We start from the raw sequence: 13,116 nt of genomic DNA, 5'->3' as shown, positions 1-13,116 counted from the left end.
TATTCCTTATCAAGAGTTTTCTATCCTATAAGCTATATTAGCGCCTCTATTTTAAAAAGTTAACTTTTGTTAAATAATGTCACATAAATATTTTTTGGAGTAATTGATTTGCCTGCATTGCGCTTCCTCGCGGGACCGACCGCATACCAAAAGATCGAACAGAGAGGTCTTAAACCTGAGTTATTTTCTCAACTGCTGGCGGCATCCGGTGGTCCTAAATGGATTGGCATAGCCGGGCTAGATAAATATCTGTTTGGTGAGTTTTTTAGAGATAGAAAAGAGCCTCTGCACACCTTAGGTGCTTCGTCTGGCGCATGGCGATTGGCCTGTTTAGCTCAGGATAATCCTTTATCTGCTTATGCCCGCTTAGAGGAGCTATATATAGGCCAAAGATATGATATTAAGCCGACTGCCCAAGATGTATCGGATCAGGTTAAGGTAATTATTAGTGGTCTGCTGGGTGATGAGGCGGGGCGAGATATCGTCGGACATCAGATAATCAAGAGTCATTTTTTAGCATGCCGAGGGAAACATCTAAACCGTTTATCGAGCAGGCTAGCATTAGGCTTAGGTCTCGCTACCACGGCGACGGCAAACCTGATTAGCCGCCGCTCGCTAGGGTTTAATTTTGAGCGGTTTCTATTTAGTTCGTTTGATGCAAGTTCTCCCTTCAATACGCTTAACGATCTTCCCAGTAAGCATATAGGCTTGAGTGAAGATAATATTGCTCAGGTATTATTAGCTACTGGGTCTATTCCTTGGGTGCTGGCACCAGTCACCGATATCTCCGGAGCGCCGCGGGGGCATTATTATGATGGTGGCATCACAGATTACCATTTCGATTTGCCGCTTTCACATGCTGAAGGCCTGACAATCTACCCTCATTTCTATTCTAGAATTACTCCTGGCTGGTTCGATAAATCTTTGCCTTGGCGCAAGGCGAAAACGAACTATCACAATGCACTGATAGTGGTGCCCAGTGATGAGTATCTAGCCTCTTTACCCTATGGGAAATTACCCGATCGTAGTGATTTTAAATATCTCTGCAGCGAGGAAAGAATGGCATATTGGCATAGGACTATCACTATGAGTGAGGTGTTAGCGGATGAGTTTGCTGAGGTGATGGCTCGGGGGGCTATTATGGACCGTCTCGAGCCTTTCTATTAACTTCGCCATACTCTATTGCAACAAATACTGGCTAATATGTGTCTAATACAGTGAAGGAATAGTCTAGCTTGAGTGCCGTAAATAGTGTTGGGATTAGGCAACAAAAACTGACTTTAGCCTTACTTTGTATTCATAAAGGCTCAAACTTGTTCAATTAGCAGTTAATTCTGCAACTGCTACACTTTAGGAATATTGCCTTGGCAGTTTCCAAATTCGAGAGAGACAGCGCTTTTTGTCAGTCACTTAGCCTTAGGCAGGAGGTTACGATGCGAACACAGGAGATGGCGTTAATCACGCGTGATGCCGTGTTATTGCCCGATGGCAGACTCGAAATTAGAATCGTGGGCCCAGCATATTTAAAGGTGATTGCGGATGTGCTTAAAGGTAAGTATCCATTAGCTTTCGGGATGTTGCTGCCCAACGGTAAGCCTCCCTGTTATCCCAATGCCACTCAGTGTGAAATCATCGATTTCAACCTACTCGATGATGATTCATTAGGCATAGTTCTGGAAGGAAAGCAGAGAGTGAAGGTGTTATCTGCGGCTCAGAAAAGTGATGGTGTGTGGATATCTAAAACCTTGCCTGGTAGTAATTGGTGCGAAGAGCCAATAAGAGGAGAGTTTGAATTGATCAGTGCAGCTTTAGAGCAGTTTTATGAAGTGAATCCTGATCTATTTGGCCTCTATTCCAATCTACATCTCGATGATGCGACCTGGGTCAGCCAGCGTTGGCTCGAGGTGCTTCCCTTGTATAGCAAAGATAAGCAAGTTTTGTTGAATCAACCCGATTGCCACAAGACCATGAACTTCGTGCTTGAGCTGATCAAATCGCACGCGGACTAATGTGCGAGGCCGCTGCGCTTCGAGAACGTTTCGCGTCAAGAGCGTTCGCAAGCTCACTTCTAGGACGCCAACAAGTTGGCTGCGAGCTAAAAGCAAAAGCTTTTCATCTTCTGACTTTTCTTTTCCTCGCAGTCGCAAAGCGACGTCCTCGGAGGCGCTTCTCAGCCGTTCTAGCAGGGTGAAACCCGTCCTCGGAAGCGTTTCATAGCCGAACTCGCATTTTCGTAGCAGCTTTTCTGCTAAAATCCCCCTGTCTTTATGCTGATCTTACTAGAGTTAACATGCCTTCATCCGTTCGTGCCTCTCAGGCTTCCTATGTGGTACTTCCTGAAAATGTGACCGATAAACCGACCGTACTGAGCTTTCTTGTCGAACGTTTCGAACAGGTTGGAAGTGAGATTTGGCGAGAGCGTATTATTGATGGCAAGGTGCATTGGCAAGATGGCTCTCTTATCGAGTTAGGCACAGCTTTCAAACCCAGAGCGCGAGTCTATTATTACCGTGAGGTCAAGTCTGAGGCTAAGGTGCCCTTCGAGGAGAAGATTCTCTACCGGGATGAGCAGATCATATTAGCCTTTAAACCTCACTTTTTGGCGCTTCACCCCAGTGGTAATTTCGTTAATGAGTGTCTAGTTAATCGATTACGGCTTAAAACCGGTATTGAGACACTAGTGCCCGCTCACAGGCTAGACAGAGCGACGGCGGGTATAGTGCTTATGGTCCTCAATCCCGAGGCACGTACTCAGTATCACGATCTGTTTAAGAATCATCAAATAACCAAAGAATATCAAGCGTTAGCTATATTAACTCCCGAGCTGTTGGCTCGCTATCAAGCTGGTGACTTGGTGCTTCCGATCCATTGGACGGTGAAAAACTGCATGGTGAAAGGTGAGCCATCCTTTACTATGAAAGTGGTCGAGGGAGAGCCTAATACCCATTCAGAGATCAGCTTGATTCAGGTGATAAATGAAATAGGTGTTTTTGACTTATCTCCTATTACGGGACGCACTCATCAGCTAAGAGTACATATGCAAAGTTTAGGCATGCCCATACTCAATGATACTTGCTATCCAAATTTACAGCCTAAGTCTGCTGATGACTATGCCCGTCCATTAAAACTAGTGGCTAAGCGATTGAAGTTTAACGATCCTCTGACTTCGCAGCCCCATGATATTCAGGTCGACGGGATCACATACCTATTGAAATGACTTTTTGAGTTTACTTTCTCTCCTTCTCCCTCTGCCTTCTCTCATTTATCAGTTTGATTAATCCTTGTTCATCTCGGTTGTACGTCACCTGCTACTGAAATAAAATGCTGCACCTATCACGATTTTGTAGCTAATAAAACCACAAAATCGATACAAGAGAAAATAATAAACTTCACTTGTTGGTTTTTTGGTGTTTGGTTGTCGGTAGCGTTGGTATTTTGTTGTAAAGGTGTTCTCTAGTGAGCCTAAATATGGCTTGGTTATCTATGCTTAGATTTGTAGTAAAAATTTATTAGAAGTAGGCGGTATTTTATGTTGGTCAAGGGAAAGAGTAATGAAGAAGATCTAGACCAGGAGGTATTACTCTGGTTAGGTCAGGAACAACCTAAATTGCCCGACTCCAGATTTGAATATTTCAGTTCATCGAGTGAAATTTTTGTTGAGAAATTAACGCCAGATTTAATCGTGTTGTCTATGCAAGATGAAGCACAAGATGAAGTGCTGATGACATTACGCCATCATGAGTTAACCTCTCATTGTCTGATCTTAGTTTTGCAGGAGAGTGTGCTATCTCCTTACCTTGCTAACGGGATATGGAATGAAGACTATGACCAGCAGTATCAAACGTATAAGTCTCGGAGGCAGCAGGTCAAACTGCGCTATTTTGATGATATTGCTTATAAGTTACTGGTATATCTTTGGTTACATCCAGAGTTCACTCTAACGCCTCACAGTGTTCCCTCCACTAGAACGCTATTTAATTACCCCTTACTTAGTTCCTGGGAAATGGCCCCCGAAGAGAGCTTTTCTTGGTTGATATCACTGCAACGTAAAGGTTGGATTGAGTCGAGCAGATTAATTAATCGAGTTCGTTTTTGTGATGCTTGCCAATCAGGCCACCTTAACTACATAGATACTTGCCCTCAATGCCAAAGCATTGAGATTGAAATGCAGTCAAGCTTACATTGTTTTAATTGTGGCCATATAGGCAAGCAGGATAGTTTTAAGAAGCAGCTAGGGCTTTCGTGTCCTAATTGTTTGCAAGACCTGCGTCATATTGGTGTCGATTATGACAGGCCCATTGAAAATCAGCACTGTAGCAGCTGCGACTCTCTTTTTATTGAAGCCAATGTGGAGGCCGAGTGCCTACATTGCAAGATTCATAATAAGCTGTCTGATCTGCAAGTGCGTAATATTTATGATTATTGTCTTGAAACGGGTGGCAGGCGTCTGGTTCGTCAGGGAAAAGATCAAGGGCTATTTGCCTTGGTACCTGGCGATGCTATGACCAATACTCAGTTCGATTGGTTGATCAATTGGCAGAACCAGTTAGCCATTCGTCATGGACATGATCATACGATAGTGTCGCTTCAAATGTTAAACCTCAATGAGTTTCTTACCCAAGAAGGAGAAGCTAAGGGATTCGCTCATCTCGATGCGTTGCTGGAAAGGATCCGCAGTACAATTCGTACCACTGATGCGTGCACCTACTCGACTGAGCATGGCCTACTCTTGTTCTTGCCATTCACTGAAGTAGATCAAATTAAGGTTATCTATAGCAAGATTTTTGAGCTGAAAAGTAGACTGACGGCCTCTAATATTGAGGTTAAGGTTAGGGCTATCGCATTACCCGATAAAAATTGGGGTGATGATGTTCAGGCATGGTTAACTGACAAGTTAGCGAGTGCGGAACCACTCTGATGCTAAGTGAGTTTAATACAGTCAGCTATATTGCATTGGATATCTGGTATCAGCTGGGAGAACACTTAGTCTTCTTTGTTTGGCTTATTCCTTTAGTGCTTATGTATGAGATGCCTCTGATGATCATTGTCGTAGGAGGCATCCTACGTTGGTATTACAGCACTTTTATGATTCCACCTAAAACGTCATTGTTTAAGCCTAAGGTGACTTGTGTCATCACTTGCTATGCCGAAGGAGATGCAGTTAAGTCGACCATAGACTCTTTTGTCGAGCAGACCTACGATGGAGAGATTGAGATCATCGCAGTCGTAGATGGTGCGGTGCAAAATGCCGATACCTATCGCGTGGCGATGGCCTGCGCGAAGGCTTGTAAGACTGAAAAACGTAAGGTTATCGTGTTGCCTAAATGGCAACGGGGGGGAGGGTCTCCACGCTTAATGCCGGTTTAAGCATGGCATCGGGGGAGATTGTTATCAATGCCGATGCAGACACATCATTTGATAATGATATGGTCAACCAAGTTGTCCCTTACTTTGAAGATCCTAACGTGCCAGCCTTAGGCGGGGCGCTCAGAGTTCGAAATATCAATGAGTCTATCTGGACTCGTATGCAGTCTATTGAATACTTGATCTCCATGCAGGGAGGAAAAACCGGGCTGGCTCAGTGGAACTTTCTTAACAATATTTCTGGTGCATTCGGTGTGTTCAGACGAGAGTTTCTGATGCAGATTGGAGGTTGGGATACTCATACGGCTGAAGATCTCGATTTGACAGTTAGAATTAAGCAGTATTTCAAGCGACACCCGAACTGGAAGATCCCATTTGCTACCTTAGCGATTGGCCATACGGATGCCCCTGCGGATCTCAAAACCTTAGTGATGCAAAGATTGCGCTGGGATGGTGATCTCTTGTTTCTATACTTCCGTAAACATTGGCCGGCATTCACGCCTAAATTGTTAGGCTGGGGCACTTTCTTATTCACCTTATTCTATGGTTTCTTACAAAATGTCTTGATGCCTTTCATAATAGTGCTCTACGGCGCAGGCATTATCTTGCTTTATCCGTGGCAATTTATTGCGTCAATATCCGCTGTTATATATAGCCTCTATTTCGGGTGTTAGTGTTTTTCTACCTCTTGGTGTTGTTGGCTATCTCAGAACGGGTGAAGCAAGATTTAAGGCTCGCACTCTGGCTTCCCCTGTATCCCTTTTATGCACTTTTCATGCGTCTGGTTTGTTTGTTCGCCTTGATCAATGAGCTGGTCAGACGTTCACATGAAGAAAGTTCCATGGCCCCATGGTGGGTGCTCAAACGAGGACGAAAATTTTGAATCATAAGTTATTAATTAGAGCCACAAGACAGAGAATCAAGCAGGAATATTGAGATGAAAGTAAACTACCAAGCGACACCTAAAGCTGAAAAACCCGATGTGGATAATGGCGTCGAGGTTAAGTATTCGGGGGCTAAACGGGGCGGCTTTAAATTTAGATGGTACTTGCTGCTGTTTCTGGTGATATCTCCTGTGCTCTTGGTGAGCTGGATATTGGCAAAGCCGTATATATTCGTACTCGCTCCGGGAATTATCACCGCCGAGCCATTGGAGATGAGGGCGCCCAGTAAAGGAATGGTACAAAGTGTGGCAGACCAGGTGACACCTGAAGTTGAGAAAGGCAGTGATTTACTGGTGATAGCAGATCCGGAATTAGATGCCCAAGTGGCAGAGCTTACACGGCAGTTATTCGAAATAGAAGGAAAAGCATCCTTCGATGGTGAGCCTGTGTTGCTAAGACTACGCCGACGTATCGAAGTGGCTCAGGATGGGGTAAAACGCCAAGATGAATTACTTGTCACCTATAAAAATTTTCAGAAGCGAGGAGTCGTGCCAACCTCTGATATGGCCATGGTTATGCAAGCCAATACGGCGTCTAAAATGGCATTAGAACAAGCTAAGGTCGACCTGTTACATGAGCTTGAACGACAACATATCCAGGCTATCGCTGGCGTGGTCACTCAAACCCGCAACCAACTTAAGTCCCAACTTGCCAGGCTAAAGTCGAAACAATCGGGGATGAAGATAATGGCTCCGTTTACCGGGAGGATAGAAGACATTTTGGTACAGGTTGGTGAACAGGTAGATGAGAACCAGCCCCTGTTGTGGCTAACGGGTAGAGATAAGCCTGTGGTAGTGGCTTATCTGGATCCTAAGTATCTCGAATACGTAGATATTGGCCAACAGGCAACAATTAAGCTGCCAAACGGGCAAAATATCAGGGGTATGATTGAAGAACCTACTGAGCTGGTGACTAAGATACCTAAGCAACTTTCTGGCCCCTTCGATGGTGAGAAGGCTGCATTAAAAGTGACGCTCACTTTAGATGAAACTTTGCCTTTTGCGGTTGAGGGTGTACCTGTTTCGGTCAGTTTCGATTATAAATGGCCATTCCAGTAATTGCATAAGATATTCAATCGTTGTTTTTTGTATCGATTCACTCTATGCTGGATTTGTTACGTGAAGGTTATTGTATAAGGGAGTGGCTAGGGAGTGACACTAAGATTATGTTCCCAATAAATATATAGCCTCAGTATGCGGTTGAGGTTTAGACCTCTGCCTGTCGCTCTTGTTTAGTGGTATGTAAGCAAAAACTAGAAAGGATAATAATAATGACTAAATCGACCCTGATCTCAATCACATTAGTCGCAGCCGCCGTTGTGGCTGCAATAGGTTACCAAAGCTTCAGTTCTGAGCCTGAATCAGCTGAGGCGGCTTCTCCTCAAGATGTAACAAGATCTCCAGTTGCACAACAAGCTAAGCCAGTAGCGCCAGTTTCTATGAGTGCGCCAAAGGCAGTGACTCAAGCTTCAATGACGGCGCAATCAGCAGCTGAGAAAGAGAGCGGGTCCGACGCGACAGATTTTGTGGCGAGTCCTGATACTGCACCTTCAGCAATTAATGACCCTAGCTATCCTCCACGTCAAGCCCCGAACGCAACCCGGGCCCCGAGATCGGCACCCAATGCCAACCCTGAGTATGCCCATCACCCAAGACCTGGCACCGAGCAGCCTGTCTCTGCACCTGTGAGCATGCCGTCTCAGGCTCCAGTTAAATAAGCCGATAGCTAGTCTTTTCTTGGTGCGTCGAAATGGGTTTCACTCATGTCGGCATGCAGTACGCCTATCTTAGTCGGCGCGCCATTCTTAGCTAAATTTAGTAAGCCTATGCCACTCTGATTCATCAAGCGCTTACTGTGTTCGCCATTGGGGCGTCTGCCACGAATAGACATGCGCTTACGCTTAGTCAAAAAGTTGAGCGGTGAGAAGTGGCCGTATAGCCAGCCATTGAGCTTGTCGAAGATAGGGATTAACTTTTCCGGAAACTGGTTCTTAAGGCCACTGCAGGTGATCTGGTAAATTTGGGGGCCAGCCTTTCTGAAGCGAATGCGAATGTCATAGGCAAATGAGTAATGTACGTCGCCAGACAGGATGACGAATTGCTCCGGTGTTTTCCTGTGCTGAAAAATACTTAGTAGGGTATTAGCAGTCCCCGGATGAGCCATCCAGTTTTCGGCATCGACCAGTAGAGAACCACCCAGCATAGTCGCTGTACGCTGTATCGTCTCGATAAGCTTCACTCCGAACATGGGCGCCGCCGAGACTATGATGACATTGTTCTGACCAACCAACTCATGTTGGAACTCCATCAAGGCTTCCCAGTCCATTAATCCAGACGGCTTAGCCAGATTTGATTCGCTGCGCCAGCGATGGGTCCGTGTGTCTAACACCACTATTTTCGGCGAAGTATTTAAGCTGTAATGCCAGTGGTCAAACTTGAGAAGTTTATCGATCAATAGATCGTGCTTGTCTGTATCGGGCTTAGAGAAAAAAGCATCGATTAGCGGGGTTATCTCAGTTTTAAACTTCTGCGGTGCATTACCTAATCCCTGAAACAGGGCATAGCCGATAAGTGCGTTGCCTATAATGCGTTTAGAGAAGGGGTGGCCGTAGGCGGCTTCCTCCCACTTGGCAGTGAGGTTCCAATCATCGGTTACGTCGTGATCATCGAAGATCATATAGGTCGGCAGATGTGCCATTAAGCGTCTGACCTGATGCAGTCCGGCCTTAAATTCCAGTAGATGCAGCCACTCTTTTTCCCAGCGAAGCTTATTTAGAGCAGACAGACCCGCGACCTCTTTAGGAATATCGATCTGCTCCCAAAGCTCGGGAGACCATGTCAGTAGATAAAGCGCCATGATCTCACCCAGAGAAATCAGATGATTCTCGGCTAACGATGAGGTGAAGATAGGATGATTGATATACCAGCGCCTAAGGGCCGTTTTCGCCTGATATTGGGTCTTCGGCAACAGGTTTTTATGTCGCTGATACAGGGCTGCTGGATGATAACTGATATCAGAGCTTTCGCTGAGGGCTGCACCAGAGAACTGCTCTTGGGGTAATCCTAATAGTTGAATCACTTGGCCTATGGCATAGATCATGGGTCCGGCAATGTCATCGACATAGACCTGATCGCCGCTAAGCATCAAGAGCGACGGCCTGGCTTCAACACTGAGATCTTGGCTTAGTCTGGTATCGGCAGCGACTAAGGCATCACCGCTATGATGATGGGGGTTACGACAGGAGCCGTGCAGCATGTTATCTATCTCAGGCTTGATAACAAACTTAGGGGTGATCTTATTCGCATAGTTAAGCTGGGCGATTTTTTCAAACAGTGCGCCATGTTGGCTATCTTCAAGTCTGTATTCAATTGCCGAATTTACCGCTAGCAGTTCGTTCTGATTAACCTGGATTAGATATTGCCAGGCACGTTTACCGAGCCGAATTTCATGACGCTGTTCATTCCCTAGAATTAACTTCTCCTCGCCTAGATGCAAGGTCAGCTCATTCATAGGTGCCGAGCTGACGAACCACAGGGTGAAATTATCTTGGTCGCAATGACGAAGTGTTGGACCTGCAAGGACTAAGGGGAGTTCAGCGGGCATATTCAGTATGGATCCCAGACGCAATTTATGAGTTCACAGATTAAACAAAAGCCATGGATTTGCAAAATATTAATCGTCTTTTTCTTAACGATCGTAACCAAGATTTGAGTTGTCGATGAAGTATGTAATCATTGCACGCTCTGGGATTCTTGTGGTTATGATCTGTATATGGATATTTGTGCTAAATCTTATTGGCGTGGGCTAGGTAAATGGGCGCTTGTTTCTGTGTCTTTGTTAAGTTCCTCTGCTTGGGCCGATATCGGTGATACCCCTGTTATAGGCGGTGTATTTAATGCCAGTGAGATAATGAGAGATCAGATTGTATCTTCACTCAGCTATTCTACTAAGTTGACGCGAGATATAGCCCTGTTCACTATTGGCGGCGTGTCACTCGATGCTTATATTTTAACGCTTCCTCTGGATAAAAAAGTCAAAGCTAGGGTAATAGCCCAACTTAGCGATCCTAGCTATGCGATTCCTCTTGGTCATTTCCTCTATAGTTTTTACGACAGATATACCGGCCTGAGTAGCGAAGATGAATTTAAACAGCATTTGGCTAGTGTCTATGGTGCAGATCAGCTTAAAAAGTTCGAGCACAGTCTCTACCATTTTGCTGCCTCGCCGACAAAAAATAAGACTGCCGATAGAGTAAAGGAGGAAAGCTCCTCTTCGGCTGACCAAAGCCTAACTAAACAAGAATCGGCTAAGCAGGGCAATACCCAAGCCCAAGGTATAAAAGCCGACCGTCAGTTTATCGCATCTATGGTGACCATATATGATGCCCTGGTCGATATCGGTATGTGGCAGGATACGGATGCTGTGCCTGCTAAATATACCTATCTCACTCGGAGTGCTGCCGATTTACACTTAGTCGATAAGATACAGCCCATTATCATAGAGATCATGTCCCAGGCTGTGGCTGGCATGGATGAAGGTGAGATGCAAAGCTCAGTATTCGCCATCATAGAAGATGATAAGCCGCAGAATAGGGGCAAGGTTAATAATAAGGCTCAGGCTCTAACCATCACTCTGATTGATTTTGTGCGGTTAAATGTCCTTAAGGCTTATCGTCAGTTTGTGTTTAAAAAGGAGCGTGAGCAGGCGTTAAATGCCTGGATGCAAGATACCTTCGATGATAACAGTGATGTCTTGATTGGCTTTTTAGAATCACAGCAGCAGCGTCGATACTCGGTGCAGGTGACGGTCGATGGCCTGCAACAAAGTTTGGTAGAAGGCCTGGTGGATCAATCTAAGCCATTTATTCACCGTGCGTATCAGATGCATCTACAGGGAGCCGATGTTAAGCCTAAGGGAGAGGCGACTAAGCAGCCTGAACATGAGCAGCAGGTTAAGTTTATGGCCGTGCTTGCCGAGGGTGAATATCGCGATCAACATTATCTACCCTTCTTCAAACGCCTGTATCGGGAGCATCCTAGGTCTATTACTCAGGTAGGTATCTCTTCTACGCCGACAATCAGTGTGCGAAACCTGCCGATCATCAAGACCGGGGCCAAGGTCTCCGGCGAGGGAGGTACGGGGATCCCCAATTTCCATTTCGTCGATCGCCAGCAAGATCGGGCCTATTACTTCTTTGGCAACGATGCCCTGCAACTGGATCGCCTCATGGAGAGTCATGGGGTGAGAACCATGTTCGATCGTTTAGCTTATCTGATCACGCTCAACTGTAACGGCCAATATGATTGGAATGCACATACCAGCTACGATGGCTTAGTCAATCTAGGTTTCGGTGAGGCCCAGCGTGATTATGGCGAGAAGCGCTGTATTAGGGAGTTGCAGGAGCGGGCTAAGGTCGAGGTGAAACTAAGGGAGTTTCGAGCCGAGATAATTGAGGATATTCGCGGTTATCAAGGTATCTTCTTCCTTGATGTGTTCACTAAATTAACCAAGAAGTGGAAGATTGAGCAGGCCATCTCGAAGCTTGCCAAACTCGATGGTCTAGGAATGCCGGATCATACCTTGATCTATAACCCCTGGCCTGATCACTTCGCTCATTTCACCGGGCCTTTCAGTGACGAGATTATCATGCCAACCGGGGAGCTAAATCGACTGGATTTCTGGTTAGGTCAGACAGAACAGGTCTATAAAGATGCGGGGATTTACGATCAAACCTTGTGGGGGATGGCAGGAGATCATGGACTTACTCCGGTTTTTTATGCGTTGAATCCCGAGAGGCAAGTATTTGATAATTTGTCTAGGAAACTGGGTTATCCCCTCCTGGTAAAGAAAATATCTTCCGATGAGGGTGAAGGACCGAAAATCACCAATGCCCTTAATTACGCGAGTAACAAAGGCTTAGATGTGGTTGTGGCTTCTACTGCTGGCGGCAACATGATGATGGACTTCTTCAACGCTAAATCTGGCTGGGAAATTCAACCTGTTTATAACGATTTGACTCACTGGCTGCCCATTAATGCCGCCAAAGTAACGGATACTTTGGATATAGTTACAGAGACGGCAAACAGCCTGTCTGAGTCTCTGGATTATATGGTGCTGAGGGAGCGTCAATGTAATTCGGCTGGCTGCCAGGTGCGTTTAGTTGGCCATCGCGATGGTGTTCGGCTCGATGAGCTGGTGGAGCGTAGGGGAGATAAGCTGCTCTATATTAGCTTAACGGGCAAGCCAGCTAGATTACTGGATACTCAGAAGTTAAATTCGTATCGACAAACTCCCTCTCAAGCTGATATTGAGCACTTTTCTGAGTTAATTAACTTATGTATCACTCAGGCGAAAGCCGATGATGTGAATTCATGGTGCACAGTTGAGCAGTGGCGCGACTTGACTCGTTTCACTCCTCGCCCCGACTCGGTGAATCAGATTGCCAGGTTATACGATGAAGATCATGCTGGTACGATTAACCTGTTTCCCAAGGCTGGCATAGGCTACAACACTAAGGTGCCCGGTCGTCATGCCGGAGAGGACTTCTCTGAGAAGGATGCTTTCATCGGCTTCTGGGGTACTCCCATAGGGCCCAATGTCAGCACGCTCAAGATAGAGGAGAATGGCTCGCTGGCGCCGACCTTGTATGAATACCTGACCGGAGAGCAGGTGATACCGGGAGAGAATGGCTGGGGTTATAAGTCATTATTAAATAAGTTAGACATTTAACATTAATCTCGGTTAAACCTTTGTGAGAGCGGCTGGGGTTATAAGTCACAATTAAACTAAATAAGCTAGATATTCAACA

The 13,116-nt window shown here is 45.7% G+C and carries 10 protein-coding genes; 9 read left to right on the top strand and 1 reads right to left on the bottom strand.

From position 1 onward, the window contains the following. Positions 1-108: 108 nt before the first annotated feature. The 8 genes from FM037_RS24500 (at position 109) to FM037_RS24470 (ending at position 8,025) form a co-directional block, all read left to right on the top strand. Entirely contained in the window at positions 109-1,167 is a 1,059-nt protein-coding gene (locus FM037_RS24500; protein WP_144048154.1) for a patatin-like phospholipase family protein, read from the top strand. 266 nt (positions 1,168-1,433) lie between these two features. Continuing rightward, positions 1,434-2,009: an LON peptidase substrate-binding domain-containing protein gene (locus FM037_RS24495; RefSeq protein ID WP_144048153.1), complete on the top strand. Its 576-nt coding sequence runs from the start codon at positions 1,434-1,436 to the stop codon at positions 2,007-2,009. A 281-nt stretch (positions 2,010-2,290) separates the two neighbouring features. Next, the gene (locus FM037_RS24490; protein WP_144048152.1) at positions 2,291-3,217 is read left to right on the top strand and encodes a pseudouridine synthase; all 927 of its coding nucleotides are present in this window, start codon (positions 2,291-2,293) and stop codon (positions 3,215-3,217) included. 312 nt (positions 3,218-3,529) lie between these two features. Continuing rightward, complete coding sequence (locus FM037_RS24485; RefSeq protein WP_144048151.1) at positions 3,530-4,918, top strand: TackOD1 domain-containing metal-binding protein; 1,389 nt, start codon at positions 3,530-3,532, stop codon at positions 4,916-4,918. Further along, positions 4,918-5,367, top strand: a complete 450-nt coding sequence (locus tag FM037_RS30025; protein WP_267874820.1) for a glycosyltransferase — start codon at positions 4,918-4,920, stop codon at positions 5,365-5,367. Before FM037_RS24485 ends, FM037_RS30025 begins: the two co-directional genes overlap by 1 nt. Positions 5,368-5,369: 2 nt before the next feature. Then, positions 5,370-6,038, top strand: a complete 669-nt coding sequence (locus FM037_RS24480) for a glycosyltransferase family 2 protein (protein WP_267874819.1) — start codon at positions 5,370-5,372, stop codon at positions 6,036-6,038. A gap of 263 nt (positions 6,039-6,301) precedes the next feature. Beyond that, entirely contained in the window at positions 6,302-7,366 is a 1,065-nt protein-coding gene (locus FM037_RS24475; protein WP_144048150.1) for an HlyD family secretion protein, read from the top strand. A gap of 212 nt (positions 7,367-7,578) precedes the next feature. Next, the gene (locus tag FM037_RS24470; RefSeq protein WP_144048149.1) at positions 7,579-8,025 is read left to right on the top strand and encodes a hypothetical protein; all 447 of its coding nucleotides are present in this window, start codon (positions 7,579-7,581) and stop codon (positions 8,023-8,025) included. Positions 8,026-8,033: 8 nt separating this feature from the next. Here the strand turns inward: FM037_RS24470 and FM037_RS24465 are convergent, their stop codons facing one another. Then, positions 8,034-9,911 (bottom strand): alkaline phosphatase D family protein, encoded by a 1,878-nt coding sequence (locus tag FM037_RS24465; RefSeq protein WP_144048148.1) that lies wholly within the window; start codon positions 9,909-9,911, stop codon positions 8,034-8,036. A gap of 168 nt (positions 9,912-10,079) precedes the next feature. On the opposite strand from FM037_RS24465, the gene FM037_RS24460 reads away from it, so the two are divergent. After that, positions 10,080-13,037, top strand: a complete 2,958-nt coding sequence (locus FM037_RS24460) for an alkaline phosphatase family protein (RefSeq protein ID WP_144048147.1) — start codon at positions 10,080-10,082, stop codon at positions 13,035-13,037. Positions 13,038-13,116: the final 79 nt, after the last annotated feature.

This window comes from Shewanella psychropiezotolerans, from assembly GCF_007197555.1.
GTDB lineage: Bacteria > Pseudomonadota > Gammaproteobacteria > Enterobacterales > Shewanellaceae > Shewanella > Shewanella psychropiezotolerans.
This window is presented reverse-complemented; position numbering and strand designations above follow the sequence as displayed.

Coding starts and splice junctions, on each gene's coding strand:
- FM037_RS24495 (WP_144048153.1), top strand. CDS start 1,434: ATGCGAACACAGGAGATGGCGTTAATCACGCGTGATGCCGTGTTATTG.
- FM037_RS24490 (WP_144048152.1), top strand. CDS start 2,291: ATGCCTTCATCCGTTCGTGCCTCTCAGGCTTCCTATGTGGTACTTCCT.
- FM037_RS24485 (WP_144048151.1), top strand. CDS start 3,530: ATGTTGGTCAAGGGAAAGAGTAATGAAGAAGATCTAGACCAGGAGGTA.
- FM037_RS30025 (WP_267874820.1), top strand. CDS start 4,918: ATGCTAAGTGAGTTTAATACAGTCAGCTATATTGCATTGGATATCTGG.
- FM037_RS24480 (WP_267874819.1), top strand. CDS start 5,370: ATGGCATCGGGGGAGATTGTTATCAATGCCGATGCAGACACATCATTT.
- FM037_RS24475 (WP_144048150.1), top strand. CDS start 6,302: ATGAAAGTAAACTACCAAGCGACACCTAAAGCTGAAAAACCCGATGTG.
- FM037_RS24470 (WP_144048149.1), top strand. CDS start 7,579: ATGACTAAATCGACCCTGATCTCAATCACATTAGTCGCAGCCGCCGTT.
- FM037_RS24465 (WP_144048148.1), bottom strand. CDS start 9,911: ATGCCCGCTGAACTCCCCTTAGTCCTTGCAGGTCCAACACTTCGTCAT.
- FM037_RS24460 (WP_144048147.1), top strand. CDS start 10,080: ATGGATATTTGTGCTAAATCTTATTGGCGTGGGCTAGGTAAATGGGCG.